This window comes from Tritonibacter aquimaris, assembly GCF_009617595.1.
Taxonomy (GTDB): Bacteria; Pseudomonadota; Alphaproteobacteria; order Rhodobacterales; family Rhodobacteraceae; genus Epibacterium; species Epibacterium aquimaris.
Map to the genome: position 1 here is coordinate 32,896 of NZ_WIXK01000007.1, position 22,682 is coordinate 55,577.

General features: G+C 54.9%; 18 protein-coding genes. 13 read left to right on the plus strand and 5 right to left on the minus strand.

Features of this window, described 5'->3' with window-relative positions:
• Nucleotides 1–317 precede the first annotated feature (317 nt).
• On the minus strand, nt 318–512 hold the full coding sequence (locus GG681_RS13535; protein WP_153548561.1) for a SlyX family protein: 195 nt from the start codon (nt 510–512) through the stop codon (nt 318–320).
• Nucleotides 513–832: 320 nt separating this feature from the next.
• Between GG681_RS13535 and GG681_RS13540 the strand changes: the two genes are divergently transcribed.
• Nucleotides 833–1,603 (plus strand): GntR family transcriptional regulator, encoded by a 771-nt coding sequence (locus GG681_RS13540; protein ID WP_153548562.1) that lies wholly within the window; start codon nt 833–835, stop codon nt 1,601–1,603.
• Here GG681_RS13540 and GG681_RS17715 read toward each other — a convergent pair whose 3' ends face one another.
• Nucleotides 1,604–1,789, minus strand: a complete 186-nt coding sequence (locus GG681_RS17715; RefSeq protein WP_194287188.1) for a hypothetical protein — start codon at nt 1,787–1,789, stop codon at nt 1,604–1,606. It abuts the gene before it with no gap.
• On the opposite strand from GG681_RS17715, the gene GG681_RS13545 reads away from it, so the two are divergent.
• The 3 genes from GG681_RS13545 (at nt 1,788) to GG681_RS13555 (ending at nt 3,885) form a co-directional block, all read left to right on the plus strand.
• Nucleotides 1,788–2,609 (plus strand): DMT family transporter, encoded by an 822-nt coding sequence (locus GG681_RS13545; RefSeq protein WP_235899959.1) that lies wholly within the window; start codon nt 1,788–1,790, stop codon nt 2,607–2,609. The two genes, GG681_RS17715 and GG681_RS13545, sit on opposite strands and share 2 nt — an antisense overlap.
• Nucleotides 2,610–2,724: 115 nt before the next feature.
• Nucleotides 2,725–3,555 (plus strand): hypothetical protein, encoded by an 831-nt coding sequence (locus tag GG681_RS13550; protein ID WP_153548564.1) that lies wholly within the window; start codon nt 2,725–2,727, stop codon nt 3,553–3,555.
• 78 nt (nt 3,556–3,633) lie between these two features.
• Nucleotides 3,634–3,885 carry a VPLPA-CTERM sorting domain-containing protein gene (locus GG681_RS13555; protein ID WP_194287182.1) on the plus strand — a complete coding sequence of 84 codons (252 nt, stop codon included), beginning with the start codon at nt 3,634–3,636 and terminating at the stop codon, nt 3,883–3,885.
• Nucleotides 3,886–3,989: 104 nt separating this feature from the next.
• Here the strand turns inward: GG681_RS13555 and GG681_RS13560 are convergent, their stop codons facing one another.
• Nucleotides 3,990–8,354, minus strand: coding sequence for an ExeM/NucH family extracellular endonuclease (locus GG681_RS13560; protein ID WP_153548566.1), 4,365 nt, complete (start codon nt 8,352–8,354; stop codon nt 3,990–3,992).
• Between the two features lie 211 nt (nt 8,355–8,565).
• A complete protein-coding gene (locus tag GG681_RS13565) occupies nt 8,566–10,008 on the minus strand; it encodes an alkaline phosphatase D family protein (protein ID WP_153548567.1) in 1,443 nt (480 codons plus the stop codon).
• Between the two features lie 396 nt (nt 10,009–10,404).
• Here GG681_RS13565 and GG681_RS13570 point away from each other — a divergent pair, with 396 nt between their 5' ends.
• From GG681_RS13570 to aroA, 9 genes are all read left to right on the plus strand, one after another.
• The gene (locus GG681_RS13570; protein WP_153548568.1) at nt 10,405–11,805 is read left to right on the plus strand and encodes a serine/threonine protein kinase; all 1,401 of its coding nucleotides are present in this window, start codon (nt 10,405–10,407) and stop codon (nt 11,803–11,805) included.
• Nucleotides 11,802–12,953: an FHA domain-containing protein gene (locus GG681_RS17925; RefSeq protein WP_235899961.1), complete on the plus strand. Its 1,152-nt coding sequence runs from the start codon at nt 11,802–11,804 to the stop codon at nt 12,951–12,953. The genes GG681_RS13570 and GG681_RS17925 overlap by 4 nt, the downstream gene beginning before the upstream one ends.
• A gap of 73 nt (nt 12,954–13,026) precedes the next feature.
• Nucleotides 13,027–13,899 (plus strand): PP2C family protein-serine/threonine phosphatase, encoded by an 873-nt coding sequence (locus tag GG681_RS13580; RefSeq protein ID WP_235899963.1) that lies wholly within the window; start codon nt 13,027–13,029, stop codon nt 13,897–13,899.
• The gene (locus GG681_RS13585) at nt 13,896–15,179 is read left to right on the plus strand and encodes a hypothetical protein (RefSeq protein WP_153548569.1); all 1,284 of its coding nucleotides are present in this window, start codon (nt 13,896–13,898) and stop codon (nt 15,177–15,179) included. Before GG681_RS13580 ends, GG681_RS13585 begins: the two co-directional genes overlap by 4 nt.
• The gene (locus tag GG681_RS13590; RefSeq protein WP_235899964.1) at nt 15,176–17,323 is read left to right on the plus strand and encodes a dynamin family protein; all 2,148 of its coding nucleotides are present in this window, start codon (nt 15,176–15,178) and stop codon (nt 17,321–17,323) included. The genes GG681_RS13585 and GG681_RS13590 overlap by 4 nt, the downstream gene beginning before the upstream one ends.
• Before the next feature lie 26 nt (nt 17,324–17,349).
• The gene (locus tag GG681_RS13595; RefSeq protein WP_153548570.1) at nt 17,350–18,264 is read left to right on the plus strand and encodes a dynamin family protein; all 915 of its coding nucleotides are present in this window, start codon (nt 17,350–17,352) and stop codon (nt 18,262–18,264) included.
• 158 nt (nt 18,265–18,422) lie between these two features.
• The gene (locus tag GG681_RS13600; RefSeq protein WP_153548571.1) at nt 18,423–18,875 is read left to right on the plus strand and encodes a hypothetical protein; all 453 of its coding nucleotides are present in this window, start codon (nt 18,423–18,425) and stop codon (nt 18,873–18,875) included.
• Between the two features lie 172 nt (nt 18,876–19,047).
• Nucleotides 19,048–19,785, plus strand: a complete 738-nt coding sequence (gene trmB, locus GG681_RS13605; protein WP_194287183.1) for a tRNA (guanine(46)-N(7))-methyltransferase TrmB — start codon at nt 19,048–19,050, stop codon at nt 19,783–19,785.
• A gap of 160 nt (nt 19,786–19,945) precedes the next feature.
• A complete protein-coding gene (gene aroA, locus GG681_RS13610; protein WP_153548573.1) occupies nt 19,946–21,298 on the plus strand; it encodes a 3-phosphoshikimate 1-carboxyvinyltransferase in 1,353 nt (450 codons plus the stop codon).
• A gap of 338 nt (nt 21,299–21,636) precedes the next feature.
• Here aroA and GG681_RS13615 read toward each other — a convergent pair whose 3' ends face one another.
• The gene (locus tag GG681_RS13615; protein WP_153548574.1) at nt 21,637–22,347 is read right to left on the minus strand and encodes a helix-turn-helix transcriptional regulator; all 711 of its coding nucleotides are present in this window, start codon (nt 22,345–22,347) and stop codon (nt 21,637–21,639) included.
• Nucleotides 22,348–22,682 lie beyond the last annotated feature (335 nt).

A 22,682-nucleotide genomic window follows, 5' to 3' on the forward strand; every position in this document is an offset into this window, starting at 1 on the left:
TCGCAGCTCCGAGAGCTAAATCAGCCGCTTCTGCGGAATATGCCGTGCAGGATAGAGGACATGCAGGCACGATCAATTAATGATTAAGACCTGGGTTAAAAAAGTTTTACAACAGGGGGGGGCTGGATGTAAGGCTTCCCGTCAGCGCAGCTGTCGCTGTGAGACGGACTGGCACCGCGACATTACTTTGAGCAATAGCGTATGGTTTCCCTATACCCGGCTCAAATTTGCGCCTGCCAATTTGTGCCAGCCAAACGGTTGCCCGCGGGTCTCTCAGATTTTTGTGGCAGGGCCGATTTCAGGCGGCTGGGTCACGCTCAGTAGTGTGGTGGGCGCTCATCTGCGAATATTACACCACCGCCACCTTCTGCTTCACGATTTGCTTCGCGTTCTATCAGCATTTGCACGCGTTTGGTGAGCAGCTCAATGTCTTGCTGCTGTTTGGCCACGATATCGCTCATATCATCGATGGTGCGGGTCAGATGCGCGATCTGCTCTTCCAAATGTTGCATATCAGGATCCGGATCTTTCAAGTCGAACTATATTGGGCGATAGGTGGTTGGCAGGTGTCTTTGTGGATGGTGTGAAACTTGCAGAGACATCAGCCTTGGATCGCATCGCGGCACAAACATAATTTTTATTTGTGTCCCTCATTGCTTCTCCATATTATATCCTGCAACGGCGATTGGGCACAAGGGCTTGTGCCATTTGTGGCCACAAGCAGCTCCGTGGCTTTAATCTGGTTCTCAGCCCTGGGTTTGAGAACGTCTTGGAGTTTACCCAAAAATGTCAAACGCGTTGCCAGGCAAACGGCGGCACGGGAGGTTGGAATATGAGTGGGCAGTTGGCGATCAAGCGGAACAAGACCCAGGCCAAAGTGCACGGTAAGCGTCCACAATACGTGAAAGTTGCCGATGCTCTGACTGAACGTGTTCAGAATGGCGACTACCCGGTTGATAGTTTCCTGCCAACCGAAGCCGAGCTTTGCGCCGAGTTTACCACCAGTCGACATACAGTACGTGAAGCACTTCGCCTGCTCACCAATTCCGGTTTGATTGCGCGCCGCCAGGGTTCTGGGAGCCGGGTGCTCGAACGCAGCGAAAGCGCATCATATGTGCATTCAGTGGGCTCATTTGCGGATATTTGGCGCGAGGTGAGCGAAGCGCACTTTGTTGCCAATGTTGTGGAGCTTGTCGACACCCGAGAGTTTTCCTGCCCTTTCATTGATCTGTCTCCAGCGAGCAAATGGGTGCGGGTTGCCGGTGTGCGCTGCGATCAAAAAACCGGCGAAACGCTTTGTCATTCAATCATGTTTGTCGAGATGGCGTTGCGCGAGGCAATCGAATCTGTGCCGCCGGGGGGGGATATCTGCCAAACCCTGAGCGAAGCCCTTGGTGAACGGGTTAATGAGATCCAGCAAGAGATTACCGTAGCACAAGTGCCGCAAGAGGCGGCCGCAGCTGTTGGGCTGGAGGCTGGAGCGATGACGGTTAATTTCACACGTTGCGGTCTTGATGACGCTGGCAATCTTCTGGTTGGCTCGATCAACTTCTATCCGGTTGATCGTTTCTCGTATCGGATGCGTTTGCAGCGCGACGATTGATCACAATCCCGTGATTTCCTTAATGGCGAAGCGGCATTGCGCGCCGCCGCTGTTTTCCGTTAACTCCGCTATATGATCCATTTTTGATCTGTTGGGTTTTTTCATGTCTTCTTCTGTTTGTGATAACGCGCACAGGGCCTCAGCGCGCGCCAATCTCATTGGCAGCCTCTGGATGGTGGTTGCCATGGCAGGGTTCGCGGTTGAGGACAGCCTGCTAAAAGTCGCCTCAGCCCAGCTGCCCGTGTCACAGGTTCTGGTGCTGTTTGGCTGTTTGGGGATGGCATTGTTTGTGGCGTTTGCAACGGTGCAGGGTGACAAACTGTTTGTTCCTGAAACTCGGGTGCGCTCCATGCAGATCCGCATGGGGTTTGAAATCTTTGGCCGTTTGTTTTTTGTTCTGGCCATTGCGCTTGCGCCACTTTCGGCAGCAACGGTCATTTTGCAAGCGACACCTTTGGTGGTGGTTGCGGGAGCGGCACTGGTATTCGGAGAGAAGGTGGGCATTTTGCGCATCTTCGCAATCGTAATCGGATTTATTGGTGTGCTGATCGTGTTGCAGCCCGGGGCAGAGAGCTTTACCTGGAGCGCGATCCTGGCTGTGTTGGGCATGCTGGGCTTTGCTGGACGTGATCTTGCCAGTCGTGCAGCCCCAAAAACGCTGAGCACCGCCGTGCTTGGTGTGTACGGCTATCTCGCGCTCCTATTCGCGGGGGGGCTCTACGCGCTTTGGGAAACACCTCAATTTGTTGTCCCGTCGCTGGAGACAATGTTGGCACTTATTCTGGCAAGCTTGGTGGGGGCGTTTTCTTATGTGAGCCTGATGAATGCGATGCGCACTGGCGAAGTCTCTGCCGTTGCCCCTTTTCGCTATTCACGTTTGCTTTTTGGGATTGGTCTTGGTGTGTTTTGGTTCGGAGAAGCCTTTACCCAACCCATGTTCCTTGGCTCAGGCTTGATCGTTTGCGCCGGGATGTTTTTGTTGTGGAGTGGCCGCCGGGCTCGCTAGCAAATTTTTTATGAATTATTGACTATTTTACTAAGTTAATATTAACTGCGCCCTGCAAGCGAGTGCCAGCGAATCCCCAAAAATCTAGGAATATGTAACTCACGGAGGTCATCTGGTGAGACAACTCTCTATTGCCCTGACGATTGCGTCGGCTTCGTTGGGTGCGCAAGCATCCGCAAGTACGTTTCAAGTACTCTTTTCCGATCAAACCACTGACCAGGTGCTTTATGCGGCTGATCTAAACGGCGACGGCGATGCCAATGATGTTGGTGAAACACGGGTGTTCTTTGACGAACACAACGCGAGCGGAATGATCGCTCCAACCAACAATGGGTATCAGCTCGCCCAATCGCAAGGTGGTGATGTCTATATTGGCGATGGTGCCACTGACACGGTATACCGGTTGCGGGACCTGAACGGGAATGACAATGCCCAGGATGCGGGTGAGGCATCGGTTTGGTTTTCTGCGGATAATGTAAATGGGCTAACCCTTAATACGACCAATGGTGTTGCGGTTGGTAGTGACGGTGCGGTCTATGTTGTCGAGGCGGATACACTTGGCAATCCATCAGGGGATTTTGTCTATCGCACGCAGGATTTGAACGGCGATGGCGATGCCAATGATGCGGGCGAAAGTTCCGTGTGGCTTGACCTCACGGCTTTGGATGCGTCTTCTTCACCCTTCGAAATTACCTTTGATGGCGAAGTCGCCTTTATCACCGATACGGCTGGCGGGAACCCACGTATCTATCGCGCTGAAGATCGCGATGGGAATGGTGTTGTTGAAGCCACTGAGGTTGTGGAATTTGTTGCACAAGGTGATGCGCCATTTGCGTTGGCGCTTTCGGCCACGGGTGGGGATCTCTTCGCACAGGATCTCTTTACCGATGGTTTGATCCGCTACACCGATTTGAACCAAAATGGTCAAATCGACGTTGCAACATAGGCATTCTCGGTTTGGGATTCGGTTGGATTTGCCAATGGCGCGATCTTTGATTTTGCCATTGATGGTGATCACGGTTTGGTGCCCAGCAACGAATTTAACGGCGATGATCAGATCTTTGCGCTGTATGACCTGAACGGCGACGGAGATTTCCTCGACACTGGCGAAACCGTTTCTTTCCTGTCCTTTAGCGATCAAGGGGAATACCCGCGTCGCCCACGTTCTGTTGCGTTCTACAATAGCCCGGCAGCTGTTCCGCTGCCCGCAACTGGCGTGCTGCTGTTTGGTGCGCTGGCTGGCCTCGGCGCGCGGCGCAGACGACGTTCCAAGTGAGCGGGTGTTTGAAGCGGGCGGGACTATGTGTCGTTTCTTACTTTGATGAACAAAAAACAGCCGCGGAAATCTCCGCGGCTGTTTTGGTTTTAGATGCCGTTTGATCAGATGATCGCGTCGGGGCCGTCAAGGTCCAGACCAATGATCAGCGGATCGTGGTCAGAGGCCGCGAATGGGCCATCTGCGATGAAGCGATCATCGTTGAACGAATTGTCGTAGTTCAACAGATCCGGTTCATCCGCGTTGATATGCCACTCGGTTGCTCCGGTCACGAATGCCGCCAGTGAATCATCCGCCAGACCGTGATCAAGTGCACCGCGCTGCCCATCAAAGACAAAGCTGTAGGCATTGTCCTGGCCAATGAAGGTGTCGATCAGATCGGTCAGACCTTTGTCATCTGTCAGAACCTGAACCGGATCTTCCTTGGCGTAGGCGTTGAGGTCACCCAAAAGTAGGTAGTTCTCAGTACCACCGCCATTGTAGTCGTTCTCAAGCCAGTCTGCGAGTTCAGCCGCAGCATCTGCACGCACCTGGTTCCAGAAACCCTGGCCGTTACCCTGATCAAAGTTTGGATCCGCAATCAGCGCATCAATCTGGGCTTGCGTCACCTCGGTGCTGCCTGCATCAACTGCTGACTGGGCCTGATCAACCACATCCTGCAGGTTGCTGTCGCCTTTGGATTTGAAGTGAGAGGAGACGAGGGTAAAGGTTTCACCGGTCTCGATGTCTTCAAACGTGGCAGCAACCGAGGGGCGGTTACGCTGGAAATCACCTACGTCACGGGATGATACCGCATTCAGAGGTTCGGCCAGATCAAAGGTTGTTGCGGCAGAGGCTTCTTCGAATACGATGAACTCGCTGTGCACCAGGCGCAGTTTGGCGGTGTCGTAGATGATGCCGGTGGTGATCGCATCGGTGCCCAGGAATTCGCTGTCCAGACCTTCGGTCGGGTTGGCAAAGCCATAGGTTCCAATTGATTCTTCAGCGTTGTTCAGCTCATCCACGAGGGTTGCAATGGCGCTACCCTCGCCAAAGCCGTTGTTTTCGATCTCTTGGATCGCAAAGGCTTCCGCGCCGGTGCCTTGGAACATTTCCACCAACGCTTCGGTCTGACGTACAAGCTCCTCGGCAGTATCTGCACCACGTGGGTCCAGCGTGCCGTTGGGGCCTGTACCATTGCTGCCCTGATCAAGCGTGGTGAAATAGTTCAGCACGTTGATGGACGCGACCTGAATGTCACCGCCCACATCTGCTGGCGCATCCTGACGGGCACCAGAGTTGGTAGCTTCGTCGATTTGCAGGGTTTCTGTCACGCGCAGCTGATAGTCCCCAAAGGAGAAGGAGAGCACGCCTTCCACTGGTGCGGTGATCTCAGCACCCAGACGCAGGGTAGAGCCCCCTTCGCCAAAGTTGTCGCCCGCATCCAGAATACCGTTGCCATTGTCACCGGGGCCCCCCGGCAGATAGGCAAATTCGCTTGGGTTCTGAGCGTTGTTGCTGTCTTCCAGCAGCAGGCGCGCGTTTTCGTTGGCCTGTGCCAGATCTGCGATCTCATCCGCTTGGGTTTGGGCATCAAACAACTGGGTTGGCTGATACTGCACACCTGCGCTGATCTCGATCTGACCAAAGCGGTCGAGGTTGAAGTTGGTGATTACCGTCAGCGGATCTGGTGCGCCAGAGGTGACAGACACCAGCATACCTTCAACCGCTTCAAAGTTCTGCGCGGTGGTCGGATCCAGGATGATCTGGGCCGCAGTTGGGGTTGGTGCATTTGGATTGACAACGTTGACATTGGTCACGGTGTCGATCTGGGTCAGACCAAAGAATTCATCAACGGTGCCGGTGACTTCAACCAAGTTACCAAGTTCCACAGCAACGCCACCACCAGAGAAGACAAAGATGCCTTCAGATGTCAGCGCATTGTCGTCCGCGTCGCTGTCTTCTTCTTGCAGCCAGAAACCATTGCTTTCGATTTTGGTCACAACCGCCGAGACGCGGGTTTGTGCGCCAACAAAGGTGCTTTCGCGGCCCGTGCCCTGAATTGTGCTGATCAGTTGGATCTCGGGCTGGTCACCGCCGCCGGTGCCACCATCGCCGGAGCCACCAGAGCCATTTTCACCACCAAGTGTATTGGCCGCGGCTGCTTGGAACACGCCATCTGCATCACGCTGGAGGGAGTGGCCGATTGAGGTGGAATTACTTTCAGAAACGCCAACGTCTGTGGAGGTTACGCCAGTCGCCAGCCCGTCGGTTGCGGTGAATGTGCCTTCATATGAAATAAATTCAACCAGCTCACCATCCAGACCAAGTGCGAGGCCATCAGGGCCGCCGTTTTGCAGGCCATTTGCAGGAAGTTCGATGACATAGTAGTCGAACTCACCATCGGTGGTGGCATTCATCTCAGCGGTGGTGAAGCTGTTGTAAACAGAACCATTGTTGCCGTTTACAAACTCCAGCTCAATGCCTGAGGCGTCTGCCCCTGCGTTGACGCGGATTTCGACAAACTCACCAGTATCGCCACCTTCGTTATCATAGTGGAATTCGTTGATGCGCAAGTCAGTGACAGCGCTGGTTCCGCTGATGTTGGCTTCACCGGCGGTATTGGCAAACGGTGCAAACCAAGCATCATCCGCACCACGTTGCAGAGAGTTTCCAACCTCGGTGTTGGTAGGTTCAAAAACACCGATGTCAGTTGAAGTTTCGCCGGCGGCCAGGCCATCAACGGCTGTGAATGTGCCTTCATAGGAGAGAAATTCGACCAGTTCACCGTCAAGCCCCAGCGCCAGACCATCAGGGCCGCCGTTCTGAATGCCGGGCGTTGCAACCACATAGTAGTCAAATTCACCATCAGAGGTGACGGTGGCTTCTGAGAGGTCCATGTCGCGATAGACGCGGCGTTGGCTGGAGCTGCCGTTCAGCAGTTCCAAAGTAACACCCGAGGCATCCGCACCAGCGTTTACACGAATTTCAACGAATTCGCCCTGATCGCCGCCCGCATTATCATAGTGGAATTCATTGATGCGCAAATCGGTGATTGCGATCGGGGCTTGAATGTTGGCCGCGCCGGAGGTGTTGGCCTCGGTTTCGGCGCGCCAGCTGCCATCCAGCTCACGCTGAAGCGAATGACCCACTTCGGTGCCACCATTTTCCGCAACACCGATATCGGTCGAGGTCTGGCCAGCGGCGGTGCCGTTGTTTGCGGTGAGCGTACCTTCATAAGACAGGAACTCGATCACGTCGCCGCCGTTTGAAAGCGCCAGCCCATCTGGGGCGCCGTTCTGAATGCCGTTGGTTGGGCGGTTCCAGACGTAGTAGTCAAACTCACCGTCTGTGGTCATCTCCAGATCTGCCAGCGCTGTTGTGGCATAGGTGTCGCCATTTGAGCCGTTGTAGAGCTCAACAGTGGCCTGTGAGATGTCGTCGCCTGCGTTCACACGAATTTCGACAAACTCGCCCTGATCGCCACCAGCGTTGTCATAGTGGATTTCGTTGATCCGAGCTGTGATCGGCGGAATTTCAACAACGTCCTGAACATTGATGACAACGTCCTGGCTGCTTACGCCACCATCTTCATCCGAGACGGTTACGGTGATGTCATAGCTGTTGTCGCCGTTCTGATCTGCGGGTGTTTCATAGTCAGGCGCGGCAATGAAATTCAGCTCGCCGGTGGTCTCATCAATTGTGAACAAGGCGGCATCAGTACCGGAAATTGAATAGCTCAGGTCTGCGCTATCGACATCCGTGGCCGCAACGGTTGCAACGGCAGTGGTGTTTTCCCGCACGTCAAGCGCTGCGGGCAGTTCAATGCGAGGCGCGTCGTTTTCACCATGAATGGTGATCGTTACGGTCGCGGTGTCGCTGCCACCTTTGCCATCATCAACTGTATAAGTGAATGTATCTGTTGCCGTTTCACCCAGCTGCAGATGATCGAATTGGTTGCCTGGGTTGTAGGAAACAAGACCATCAATGAGGGTAACGGCTGCACCGGAGGCAGAGGTTGCCGCAACATCAGTGACTTCAATTGCGTCACCATCAAATTCCTGATCATTGCTGAGCAGGTCAGACGCCGCAAAGCTTACGCCGTTTTCATCTGAAGCAACCGCATCATCTGCGGCCAATACAGCGTTGTTGGTGCCATTCAGGAAGAATGTGTAGTCGTCAGCTTCAAAGTAGAGCGCTTCGGTTGAAAACAGCGTGTCGCGGCCGCTGTCTGCAACGGAGTTGTTCAAAGATTGCACCTTGGTGATGCGCGAACCAAAGCGGGAGATGGAGTAGTCGTTGATGCTTCCTGAATAGACCGCGGTGTCAAACCCGCGGCCACCAAAGAATACATCATTGCCACGACTGCCGAAAAAGCGGTCATCGCCGCCACGGCCAAAGCCATAATCTCTACCATTGCCACCGATCAGCATATTGCCGTCACGGTCGCCGAAAAGGAAATTCAAACCAAAGAAACTGCCAAACGCCATCTTTTTTGTACTCCACTGCCGGAAAACGGGAAATGTCTATCGCGCTGCAGATGCAGTGTGCTCCGTGACAAGAAGATGACGGTCGTTAAGATATCAAGAAACTGTTAACTATGTTGGCGTTTCGTGTGATTTGCTCCCGCTTTATGCTTGGCACCGGTTAAGCATGGGGCCGTTCAAAGGGGAAAGACACAGCAGCTGTTCCCCCTCCGTATCACAGCGCAAGCGCAGGTGACGGCCCAGTTGATTCGAAATGCCAACGGCTGCTCCATTGTCCGCGCACACGGTGCAACGTCAGAAAATTGCGCTCAGCAACATAGCGAAACTGTTGCCCCGGTATTTTGCGAATGCGGACAGGATGATCCGGCAGCGGGTCTTCTCCGAGCCAGGATAATGCACCCAACATTCGCGCCCAAGCGGCAGGGGGAGGGCGGTGTGTGATGCCTGAGGCAACAAGCTGGTGCAGCTCTGCCGACGTGCTTAATCGCAGGGTTGCACGTGTCGCCAAGTGTATTTCCCCAGACAAAATGGTCAAATCCTGACCGGGTGGTTCACACATGCGCAGCGCCAGATTAAGCATGCGCCGCCAACTGTCGCGGTGGGCGCGGCTTTGCCATTGGTCGCGTAGGTCGTCTTCGTATTTCTGCATCGATGGGATCGCGACCATAATCGCTTCCAAAATGGAGAGCCTTGGCCCCAAAAGCGGCACGCTGGACATCATAAATGTGTGGCCATGAAAAGGTGCATCGGCCGCGGATTCCATCATCGCCCAGCCAGACGGCCCCATAATCTCCCTCCGGGTCCGTTGACCGCGCAAATCGGGGGTCAGAATACGCAGATCTCCTACCTGAATGTGCCAACCCATATGATGGCCACGAGGGTCTGCAAAACGGGACGGCAGATGTCCTTCGCGCGCGGCCGCCTGGAACGTCAAAAAGGCCTCTCGGGCAGCGGTAAACAGGGTTTGCCCTACGGGTGAATAGGTGCGCGATCGTCTAAGCGATCCCCAGCCATCACAGATGTCATGGTCGTCCCATTGCATCACAGATGGTACACGGGCGGCCAGATAGGCGAAATCCGGTGCGCTATAGAGAAAGGCGTAGCGTTCAAAAAACCTCTGTCGCAAATGAAGGAAAAGATCATCGAGATCTTCGCGCGATGGGTCTGTTGGCAACTCATCCGGCCAGTCTTCACTCAGCGGGTGACCATCGGTGGCTTCGTCCGCATAGATCTGATCACCCCCATGCAAAAGCAGTGAGACAGGGTGTTCTTTGTGGAGGTCTGCGAGACGTTTCCACATGGTGTTGCGCTCAAGATCTTCGCGCTCAAGGTCACCGTGTTCTTCGCCATTACAGGAGACATAGGCGATGTTCAGATCAGCGGTGAAATTGGCAGCGAGCTGATAGGTATTGTTGCCCCAGCTATAGCTGCTTGGCTGATTGGAAGGGCGTCTAAAGCGCGCGACCCAGATTTTATGATTTGGGTAATCGGCGAGCTCTTCTAGCGAAACAGGGCCAGTTTCGAGCTCAATCGGGGGCAAGTCTTGGCCTTTGGGGGCGATAAACAAAGCAGACAGCTGCAGCTGCCCATCAACGATATCGTCCAAAAACAGAATGGGGCCAATTGGCGGAGCGGTGGGAGCGAGACAGGCGATCATTGCGCTGTTTTACCTAGGGTCTATGTGTGCGTGGTGCAAGAAGGGCTTGCTGATTTGTGGGCCTGTCATGCGTAGTGCTACAGCGTTTCCCCGCGCGTTGAGCAGAAGGTCAAAAGGCCAGTTGAACATATGATTTGTTATCTCCATGCGCGCGTTACTGATTTGATTTTCCAAAATTTTTACCAAAAGGTGAATGACAAAATTAAGCCTTCATAAGGGCCTTAAAAATAACGCTTTTGCCGAACGCATTGATGCAAATGTGGCGAGAGCGCCCCAATTGGCCGACCTGTGCCACATTTGTGCCGCAGGTCTTTACCAGCATCTGAACCCAGGCAAGCGCAGTTTGGCGTGACTCGACGTTGATCTTGGCTGTCGAAATTATGAAGGGTTCATCCAGTGCAACACAAGACCTGCACCCAAACCGCTGAGGCGACCTGTTCAGCAAGCGATCATGCGCGTGCCTTGTCACGCGGTGCCACGCTGCTGCAGGGGCAGTATCAGATCGAGCGGCAATTGTTGGCTGGTGGGTTTGGCCTGACCTATCTTGCGCGCGACAGTCTGGACCGTCAGGTGGTGATCAAGGAGTGTTTTCCAGCTGAGTTTGGTTTTCGTGAAGGCAATAAGGTGGCAACGCCCGAGCCCTATCAGGCCAAATGCTTCAAAACTGTTTTGCGCCATTTCCTACGTGAGGCCCAATGGCTGGCGCAGGCGTCGCACCCGAATGTGGTCGCCGTTCATCAGGTGTTTAAAGAAAACAACACCGCCTATATCGCGATGGATTTTATCGAGGGCGAAGATCTTGTGAACCTGCGCGCCCGGCAGCCTGAACGTTTTGATCAATTGGCCTTGTCGCAGCTTTTGGATCAGGCTCTGCGTGGTCTTCACTATCTGCATGAACAGGGCATTTTGCACCGCGATGTATCGCCGGATAACTTCCTTCTCGATCAGGAGGGCCACCTGACTCTGATTGATTTTGGCGCGGCCTGCAGCCTGAGCAATGAGGATGACACTGCCCTTGGGGCGCTCTTGTCTGTCAAAGATGGGTATTCCCCGCATGAGCTGTATCACACCGATATGCGCCAACGCGCATCAAGCGATCTATATGCGCTGGGCGCAACATTTTACTTCCTGGTGTCAGGTACTCCACCGCCGCAGGCCACCACGCGGCTCAAAGCTGTAACAGGGGGAGAGCAGGATCCCTGTGCATTGTTAAGCGAGACAGCTGATGGGTTTGATCGCGGGTTTTTGGCCTCAATCGACAAGGCGATGTCTATTCTCCCCGGAGCACGGTTTCAGAATGCAGCAGAATGGCGCGATAGCCTGCCGGAAGAGCTGAAACCGAGCGAGGCTGAAAGCACAACTGAGCCAATGCCTGCACAAGACCCACAGCAATGGGACAGCATTCAAGAAGCGCTTGCGGATTTGGTTGCTCGCACAAATCAGGATCTAAAACCGCCGCGCAAACGGCATCAGGCCAAAGAAGAACCGGTACAATCATCGCCCCCTCGCCAAATGGTAGATCTATTTGGTGAGCCTATCGAAGATGTCGACGGCTGGCTCAGTGCGCAGGATCGGGCTGCGCGCAAAAGTCGCGAAGCCAGCGTAGCAGCGCCTTCTGACCAAATCACACCACCCGCCACGCAGAATCTGCGCTCAGCGTCTCTGGCGGAAACTGCTGACACCAGAACCGACAACTGGGGTGAGCGGATTGCACGGATCTGGGGTGGCAACGGCGCAAAACAGCAAAATGGTGGGCACGCCCGTGGCGGTATGCATAAGAACGGAAAAACAGCATGAAGTTTATCAAAGACATCATTGGTGAAAAGCGTGAGCACTGGGATCATGAACCAGAACAGCCTGCGGAAACAAATGGCGCGCGAACCGACCAGGACATGCTGGCAGCGATCCTCGCGGCGCGTCGATTGAGCCCAGAACTGGCACCGGAGGAGACACCTCCTGCAGGTGAACAATTTGCAGAACCCAGCAGTCCGCAAAATGCAGAATCTGGCCCGCTACAGCTTTTGGGTGCGGATCGCGTTGAGCCTGCGCAACAGGATACCTCGGACGTTTTGAACACGTTTCTGGCCTCGCAGAACGTTGAAAGAACTGAAGTCGAAAGACCTGCACCAGAAGCAAGTGTAACGGAGGTGAAACTGCCTCAGACGCCTGTGGCTGAAGATGGTGCTCCTGAGGATGAAACCTCAGAACGGCAGTACCGCATTTTTACGCGTCGCAACAAAACACGTTTGGTGAACGATGAGCCGTCACAAGATTATGCACAAGTTCCGACCGAAGCACGGCGGGGCAGCCATGCTGAACCACCAGCTGCGCGTCAGGATCTGAGTGTAGCGTTTCCCGACCCTTCTATCGAGGAAGCGGTCGCGCCCAATACCATAGCTGATGCCAACGCCAGTCCAGAACAGGACGATATTTTGATGGATTTTGGCAGCGATATGCTGGCGGATCAGAAACTCACAGAGAGCCGGGTGAAAACGCGCTTGCTTGGCTTTGATGCCGAAGAGCTTGAAGACGATCCTTTTGCCACAGAAGCAATGCCGCAGGGATCTGGAATGAGTCAGTTTCCGGTGGGTTGGCTGGTTGTGGTGGAAGGGCCAGGGCGCGGTGCGGGGTTTACGCTTTCCTCCGGTGTCAGCCTGATCGGGCGCGGCGAAGATCAGACCATTCGGCTGGATTTTGGGGATACAAGCATCTCGCGCAGTCATCATGCTGCGGTTGCATATGACCCTGAACAAAAAGAGTTTTTTATCGGACATGGGGGCAAGGCCAATCTGGTGCGCCGCAATGGGCGGCCGGTACTGGTGACCGAGCCGCTGACCTCTGGCGATTTGATCCGCATTGGCGAGACCAGCCTGCGATTTGTGCCATTGTGCGGCGCTGATTTTTCCTGGGAGCGCGGGGCCGGGGAGTGCACTGACTTTGTCTAATGTACGGCCAATACGATCCTTGTCGCCTCCCCCAGAGCAGGCACTGAGGTATGATCACGCGACTGCAATCGCTTTGGGAAAACGTGAACGCCAGGAAGACACGGTTGCGGCTGATTTTCAAACCGGCCTGCCTATGGGGTTTGTTGTTTTGGCAGATGGAATGGGGGGGCATTCTGGTGGCGATCTTGCCAGCCGAGTTGTGGTCACCGAAGTCTTTTCTGCTCTAAAACGTTTTGGTTCAGACATCGAGCGTATGGAAAACCGGATCACACAGATCCTTGAACGCGCGTTGGTTGCCGCAAATGCCGCAGTTGCGCGTTGCGCCAAAGAGGATCCGGCGCGGCGGGGTATGGGGGCAACGCTGCTGGCTCCTGTTGTGTTTGGGCAGCGCCTTTATTGGGCGTCCGTGGGTGACTCTCCGCTTTATCTTTTCCGCAACAAACGATTACAGCGATTGAACGCAAATCATTCCGTGGCTGCGCGTTTGGAGCAACTTGTAAGAAGTGGGCGCATGTTGCCGGAAACTGCGCGCCGTCATCCGGATCGTGCTTGTGTGACATCCGTGTTAGCGGGCGGCAAAATCCATCAGGTCGATATTCCAGCAAAGCCTGTGGCTCTTTTACCCGGTGATATTGTGCTGGCTGCAAGCGATGGCATTCAAGCCCTTGAGGCGAAGCAGATTGGGGATCTGATTGGACAAGATATCGGTTCTTCTGCTGCTGGACTTAGCCAAAAACTGCTGCAGGCGGTTCTGGATGCCGGGGATCCACAGCAGGATAACCTGTCATTTTCAATCATCCGCATACCACCGGCCGCTGCCAATCATGGCGTCGAAGTTGCGCCCAAGCCGCGCGCACGGGCGCGGCGCAAAGTGGCGCTTGTTGCTTCTGCGCATGTTCAAAGCGGCCAGCTCGTGTTTCAATCCTTATCCAAGAGTTCAGCGTGACATATTCTCAACCTGTTTTTGCAGAACCCGATGCGCTCACGTTGGACGCGCAGCTTTATGCTGTACTTTCACAAGCAGAGCTTCCCGCGGAAGTTAAGGCCAAGGCGAAACGACTGCATGCCCGGTTAACGCGTCCCATTCAGGTGGTGGTACTTGGCGCAAAGAACAGCGGAAAATCGGCAATGCTTGATGTCTTGCTTGGCCAGCGGGTTGGTGGCGGATGTTCTGGCTTGCCGATGGTGGAATTGGTCTACGGCCCCAATCCTCTGGTGTCGTTTGAAACAGAAACCGGTCTTGGCAAGGCTAAACAGGGCCACATTTCCGATCATCCACCGCCGCGGGGTGCGATATGTGGCCGACAACAGCTGCCACACCCCTTGTTGCGCGAAGTGAGTTTTACCGAAGTGCGCCTGGCGGGCGGTGTCGAACAGCAGGGCACCATATTGCGCCATGCGGTGAAGTTCGCCGATGTGATTTTGTGGTGTAGCGCTGATTTTGATCCAGTAGAGGAACAGCTCTGGGCCAATCATGGGGCGCAAAAATCGGGAAGCAGTTTTTTGGTGCTGACCAAAGCGGATCAGCAGGTGATGCGTGCCAGCTTGCCTCAGACACTGAAACGCTTGGCTCCAACCGTTTCAGAACAATTCATTGGCTTGTATCCGCTGGCTGCTGAACAGGCATTGCAGGCTCGTGATCGAGAGATCAACCAATCCTTGTGGCGCAGTAGTGGGGGCAAACGTCTTAGCGAAGACTTGCGTCGACGTATCGCCGAAGGCCGCCGGGCCACGCAGGATCAGGCCGAGGCGTTTCTGTGGCAGATTGGTTTTGCAAACACCCCTGCACATACAAAGCCACAGGCGATCAAACCCCTGCGTTGCGAAGATGCTGAACCGCAAGTTGTTGAAGGTGGGGTAACCCGTTCACAAAACGGATCAAATCAGGCGCAACCCGTATTGCAGCAAGCGCTTGGGCGGCTTCAGCAACAAGCCGAAGAAATGCTGGAACAGTCAGGGGAGACCCCTGAAACGACCGCGGTGCTGGATCAGTGTCTGGTTGCGGTGCGTGACCTTGCGGAAACGCTATTGGCGAGCCCAGTTCAGGATCCCCAACTCTTGGCGGCGCAGGAGGCCAGCCAGGAGGGAGAGGAAATGCTGATGCTGCTTCAGCTGGAGCAAAATGAAGATGCGGCGGTGGATGCGGTGACACTCTTGCTTCAATTGAAAAAAGAACTTGCTGAGCCACCACAGGCATCTCCCTTAAATCAAGGAGGCTGTGCATGACGGCAACTTCTCCGATGAACGCTCCACAGCAAACTGATGGTCTTACACATATGGCGCCATCATCACCGCCCCCCCCTGTACAGGCCTCGGAAACAGCACCTGCGGACATTCGTGCATCAACCCGACCCAGCAATCTGAGCCTGGGGTTTGCGCAATTGTCGCAGCTCAATACAGAGCGTCTGCGCCTGCGCGAGGCTTTGGAGACGCTTAAGCAGGATGCGGGTTCTGGTGCCTCTCGTAGCCTTACCCGATTGCAGCGCGAACTGGACGAATTTGAACCGGCAATCACTGTGTTGGGGCAGGTGAAATCCGGCAAGACCTCTCTGGTGAATGCGATGACGGGCTGGTCGGATATGTTGCCCTGCGACGTCAACCCATGGACGTCGGTTGTCACTTCCCTACATCTGTCGCCTCAAGACAGCGCAATGCCCAAAAGCACGCGCGCACGTTTCCAATTCATGACAGAGGCAGAGTGGGACCGCCTGCTGACCAAAGGTGGCCGCATTGGAGAGATGGCGGGGCGTGCAGGAGCCGAAAGTGAGTTGCAGAAAATTCGCCAGCAGATCGACATGATGCGCGAGCGCTCATGTCGTCGGCTTGGCGCGGCGTTTGAACAATTGATGGGGCAGGCGCATGACTATGACTATTTTGATAAAAACCTCATCGAGAACTACATCTGCCTCGGGGATGATTTTGAGGATGAGGACGGCCTAAAATCAGGTCGTTATGCGGATATTACGCGTTCTGCGGATCTACATCTGAACAGCGCTATCATCCCGCACCCGTTGTGCCTGCGCGATACGCCGGGGGTGAACGACACCTTCATGATGCGGGAACAAATCACCATCCAAGCTGTGCGCGACAGCCGAATCTGTGTGGTAACCTTATCCGCCGGGCAGGCTTTGAATTCGGTCGACCTTGGCTTGATCCGGATGATTTCCAGCCTCGAGGCGCGCGATGTGGTGATTTTTGTCAATCGCATTGATGAATTGTCCAATCCGATTGAGCAGGTGCCGGAAATCGAAGCCTCTATTCGTGAAACTTTAGCATCCCATCAAGGACCGGATGAGGCTGTAATCCTCTTTGGTAGTGCGCTTTGGGCAAACGCTGCGCTGATGGGGCGGCTCGATCGATTGCCACCTGCGAGCTCTGCGTCCCTGTTGAACTGGGCTGAGGCCTGCGTGCGATCTGGGCGTCAGCACATGGCAAAAGGGCCTGCACAGGATATGGTGTGGCAGCTTTCTGGCTTGCCTGATCTGCACGCGGCCCTGGGGGAACGTATTGCGACCAAACTGGGCAAGCCGCTGCTGTCCCGTATTGCGCAATCCGGTTTGACCGTCGCCAGCGGGCGCGCTGCTGCACAAAACATTCGTGTTCAAGCCTCGGACCCAGCCGCAACTGGTACTGCTGATCAGCTCAGCTCGCAAAAAGGTTTTGATGAGCTCGTCTCTGCCCGCATGCACCAGCTGGAACAGGCTTTGGATGAGGTGCTGGAGGCTTTCAAAACACGTGCGGATCGCGCGCATGCAACGTTTATCGATCGGGCAACGCATGCCTTGGTTGAGCACCTTGAGCGCAGGGGGGAAGACACCGTTTGGGAATATGATCCCGCAGGGCTGCGTCTGCTGCTGCGCTCTGCGCATTCTGTCATGTCAGCAAAAGCAAAGACTGTGGCACAGGCACAATATGAAGCTGCGGTTCGCGACGTGGCAGAGCTTTTGTATCGCAGGTTTGGGGCCGCAGTTGAAGGGGTTCAGCTTGCAGTGCCTCGGGTTCCGGATGTTGCGCCCCCTGTTTCACTGGGCCAGACCATCGCGCTGGATTTCAATGACGGCTGGTGGGCCCGTTGGTGGCGCCGTACCCGTGGTTATGATTCTTTTGCCGATAGATTCCGTAAATTGATCGCCGGAGAAACCGAAGATTTCATGGAGCAGTTGAAATCTGTGCAGGTCGCTCAAATGCGAAGTGAATTTATTTCCCGGCTGCAAGGATTTTTTGACGAACAGCGCGATATCCTGGCTGAGATTTCCGATGCACGCGGGGGCGATTTGCATGCAACTTTCACCGATCAGGTGACACAGGAGCGTCAAGCCGCATCCCGCGCTGCGTTGGAAACCCTACAGAAATGCGCCGGATCGCAATGACGGCACGCTAATAAACAGGAACAGATATGTCTGCGAACATGATCTCTGGCCGCAAGCCCCGCATCGCCCTGATGGGTGAGTTCAGCGCAGGCAAAAGCACGCTGACGCATCTTCTTGTTGGGGCGGAGCCGTTGCCTGTAAAGGTGACCGCAACAAGATTGCCACCTGTTTGGATCAGCCATGGTCCCGCATCTGCAACTGTTGTTGGCATGGAAGGGGAAGAGACGCTTATTCCATTGCAAAACATTGAAACGGTTCCCCTGGATCGCACGGCATTGATCCGTTTAACGTTGCCTGCCGAAGCTTTGGAACTGTGCGATCTTATTGATATGCCGGGGATTTCTGATCCAAATATGTCACCTGATGTCTGGCGGGCATTGATGCCGCAGGTGGATGCGGTGATCTGGTGTACCCATGCGACCCAAGCCTGGCGTCAGTCCGAGGCCGCGGCCTGGGAAAGTATCCGTGATAGCCTGACCGGCCCATCAACTCTTTTGATCACGCATTTTGATAAGCTGCAAAACGACCGTGATCAGGCGCGGGTTCTGAAACGGGTTGTGCGTGAAACGGCCGATAGTTTTGGCGCTGTGTTTCCGATTTCATTGTCCAATGCCCTTGCGGCAGGAGATGATATGGATTTGTGGGAGGCCAGCGGCGCGGACGCGTTTGTGGAGCGCCTTATTGAACTTCTTGTACGCTGGGATGAGGTCACTGCTGCAAAAGATAGCAGCACCAGCAAGGCCGCAGAGCTGGCGCGACAGGCCGCGCGTGATCGTGGCAAAGAAACCTCTCCACAGCCGGATGCCTTGCTGGAAGGACGGGTTGTTCCGCGCCGGGTAAAGCGCGAGCGGCGCAGTGAACGTCCGGAACGTCCCGCGCGTTCGTCGCGCGCGAGTATCTTGAGCGAAGTCTCCGACAGCACGGCAGGAACACTGCGTTAAGGACGCCGAGTATGCGACGCATCTGATCAGGCGGCCACGAACTTTGGCTGCTATGAAGGAGGCCGCTATGAGCGGCAGTCCCATGTTGGGGCTAAAAACGACACCGATGGCCTTGCTCGATTTTGTCAGACGAGGCTTCTAACTGCGAGACGCATTGCATGGCTTCGCGTAAACTGGATCAGTCACTGTGCGGCACGGGAGCCAATCCTGAAACGTCCCAGTTGGCGCAGCGGATCGAGGAATTGGCCTCGCCGCTTGAGCCAGTGCAGAATGACCTCTTGGAAGCTTTGTTGTGTGAGATCGACAATATCATGCTGCCGCGTGAGGTTCATATTTTGCTAGATGATGGCCATGAACCGCGGGTTCTAGCGTGTATGATCATCTCTCAGCGGCGGTTGTTGGAGATTGCCTTGCCCGGTGGATGGCGTGGGGATTTGATTGATGCGATGCGCGAACTCCTGGTGTTATTGCGCCCTTGGATGCGCGAGCAGACGTCCCATCCGGGATCCATAGGGTTTCGCCGCATCCCTACACAGGCCCCAATTGGCGCTGAAAGCCTTTCAACAGCGCAGATTCGCAGACGGTTTGGGTCTACTACGACCGATCAATGACCGCACTCGATACACCTAAACAGGGGCTTCCCTGCAGGTTTGGATATGACCCCGATGAAGGTTGAACCTGCAAGTCCGCAGATGCGTTTGAGCGGCGCGTGCTTGACCCGAGACCACAGATGCGGCAATTGGGCGTCCATCTTAAGCCTTTGCCACGATGGATACCGACCCGATGACGGATGACCAAAAGCCCAATGCTGTTGATAAACACGCCAGCGGTGCGCCGTGGCGCAATTTTTACGGACGCATCAAGGGCAAACAGCTTAAACCGGCGCAGCAACGTTACCTGGACGAAGATCTTGCCAGCTTGAGCCCAGGCCCTGTGAGCTGGGAAGAGAACCCGGACCGCACACCTCTGGATCTGCAGCAGCTGTTTGGTGATCGTGACGTCTGGCTGGAAGTGGGATTTGGCGGAGGTGAACATATGGTTCATCAGGCCCGCTCAAACCCGGATGTCGGTATTATCGGCGCAGAGCCCTATATCAATGGCGTGGCGATGCTGCTGGGGAAAATCAGATCTGCTGCAACCGATAACGTGGCAGTGCATCCCGGGGATGCGCGCGATTTGATGGATGTATTGCCCGCGCAATCGATTTCACGCGCCTTTCTGCTTTATCCTGATCCCTGGCCCAAAGCGCGCCATCACCGCCGTCGTTTTGTTACCCAAGAACATCTTGAGCCTTTGGCGCAAGTGCTGAAACCCGGCGCGATCTTCCGCGTGGCCACGGATATTCCAGACTATGTGCGCCAAGCCCTGGAAGAAGTGCCACAGGCAGGGTTTGAGTGGCTGGCCGAAGGGCCTGAGGATTGGCGCAAACCCTGGAGCGATTGGATCTCCACCCGGTATGAACAAAAGGCGCTTCGCGAAGGCCGCACGCCGCACTATCTGACATTCCGTCGGTTGGGCTAATTTGCTCCTTATGAAGGAGCAGGGGTGCCGCCGCGACGATCTGGTCGTTTCGGCAACCAATGTTGAACGCATGATCTGCTGCCTCGGTGCTGCCAAAGCGTAGACGAGGCCGCTGTCATGCGGTAACAGCGAAGCAAGCAAAGATCACGAGGAAGACCAAATGTCCGGACACGGTACGCCCATTCCCATGACCTCCCGCCGTGCGGGCCCGCTTAGCGGTGTGGCAGAAGTGCCGGGTGACAAGTCGATCTCCCACCGCTCTCTTATTCTTGGAGCGATGGCCATTGGTGAAACGCATATCAGCGGCCTGCTTGAAGGCGAAGATGTGCTTGATACTGCCAAGGCTATGCGGGCCTTTGGGGCCGAGGTCACCGATCATGGCAACGGTGAATGGACTGTTGTTGGGGTTGGCGTCGGCGGGTTTGCAGAACCGGATCAGGTGATTGATTGTGGCAACTCTGGAACCGGCGTGCGTTTGATCATGGGGGCCGCTGCAACGCAGCCAATCTCAGTGACTTACACTGGTGATGCCTCGCTCAACAAACGTCCTATGGCGCGGGTTACCGATCCCTTGGCTTTGTTTGGGACCACCACCTTGGGCCGCAGCGGTGGCCGTTTGCCCATGACGCTAAAAGGATCTTCGGATCCCGTGCCCGTGCGCTATGAAGTGCCGGTGCCCTCGGCGCAGGTGAAATCTGCCGTGTTGCTGGCTGGCTTGAACGTGCCTGGCAAAACCGTTGTGATTGAAAAAGAAGCAACCAGAGACCACAGCGAACGTATGTTGGCGGGATTTGGCGCCGAGATCACGGTTGAGGACACCGAAGAAGGCCGGGTGATCACCCTGACGGGTCAGCCCGAGCTGAAACCACAGGTAATTGCTGTCCCACGTGACCCATCATCAGCCGCTTTCCCCGTTTGTGCCGCATTGGTAACACCCGGTTCAGATGTGCTTGTGCCGGGCATTGGATTGAACCCAACACGCGCGGGCCTCTTTGCCACTTTGCGCGACATGGGCGCTGATCTGACATATGAGAACGAGCGCGAGGAGGGCGGCGAACCCGTCGCCGATCTGCGGGCGAAGTTTTCACCCAATATGCAGGGGATCGAGGTTCCGCCTGAACGCGCGGCCTCCATGATCGATGAATATCCCATCCTGTCTGTGGTCGCGTCTTATGCCAAAGGCACCACAATGATGGCAGGCGTCAAAGAGCTGCGCGTCAAGGAAAGTGATCGCATCGATGCAATGGCGCGTGGGCTGCGCGCCAATGGTATTACTGTCGATGAGGGGGATGACTGGTGGTCGGTTGAAGGTCTGGGCCCCGATGGTGTGCCAGGTGGCGCAACATGCGAAAGCTTCCTCGACCACAGAATTGCCATGTCATTCTTGATACTTGGTATGGGTGCGCAGAAACCGGTTTCGATCGATGATGGCAGCCCGATTGCCACATCTTTCCCGATCTTTGAGCGTTTGATGGCCGATCTTGGTGCGCAGCTTATTCGCGCGAATATCTAACGCGTATCCGCTATTGGTAAAATTGCCGCTGAATATCTCTAAAGACCGGTGCTTTTGGCGCCGGTTTTTTTGTGGTCCTTATGCTGGGATTGTCACAGCGCAGCGATTTTTGAAGGTGGGACACGTGACGGCATGGCAACACTCACACTACCAAACCGTCACGCGATAAAGTCCGCAGAGTGGGTGCAGGACTGTGGAAAACGACAGGTCGCCCCGTCTGGTCCTGTTATTTCATGTGACAGATTTCGAGGTTAGCTAGGGAATACCCTAGTGGGCCAAACGGTTTTGGTTGTGTCGTTTCAGGCGGCAAAAAGAGTGCGATCTAGGGGGAAGCGCAGCTATAGCGTGATGAACCCATAGACCAAGGCACGCGCAACCGCATGGGTACGGTTGCGGGCATTCAGTCTGTTCGCTGCGTTGCGCAGGTGAAACTCAACAGTTTTTTCCGAAAGCGACAGCCGGAACGCTATTTCCTTTGTCAGCAGACCAACTGCTGCCCATTTCAGACATTCAAGTTCACGCTCAGAGAGACGAACAGCACTTTCCGGGCGCAGTTGATCGTGAAAACGGGCATGAAACAACATGGCCGACAGCTCGATTTCGCCCCGATGCGCATTCAAGAGCTCATCTGCATCGCGCTGGCTATTGACGTCCAGCGCCACCCCAATGCCGCCAGCTGCCATTCCAGTGCCGTCTCGTAGGGGGATGCTAGCACCATATTCCAACCCGAAATCGGCCGCCATTGTCAGCATATTGACGGATCCCTGTGTCGCATAAAGCTCAGCTCGGGGATCATGCCAGGCCATGAGGCCTTTTTCGTTGGTGGCGCAAAACCTCGCAAATGGGTCATCTTTGATCAGCCCATTTTCCATATAGGCCCGCGCGTATTCTTCCGGATAGCTGAAAAACGTATGAGCCTGGGTCAGGGCACCACTGACATTTGGTTGTGCAGAAACACGAGCGGTCTTTGCATCACACGGTGGAGTTGGAAGAATGCCGTACACCGCGCCCTTTGCCCCAAGCGCGTTCAGTTCGGTGTTCAACAGCATAAATGCAGCTTCTGACGCGGTTTGCGCGCTTTGAGCTTGTGCAAAATCAAGCAACCGGTTGTTTGTGAACCTTTTGGGCAACTAAAAACTCTATACGCGTAAAACTTAGGTTGATTATGGCTGAACTTACTATTCAAGCGCAACCTAGATTTGATTTTTGAATGTGATTTCGATTTTAAGCTCAGGCATGAGGCGGATTTTTGGACATTTGTGAGCTGTCGAGTTGATAGGCCGAAAGAGTGTATTTTGTGATCTAATATTTTAATTCTTCCAGCGTAGGACAGGTAGGCGTTGATTCATCAACGTGTGGTTGCTTAGTGTAAGTCACAATAGAC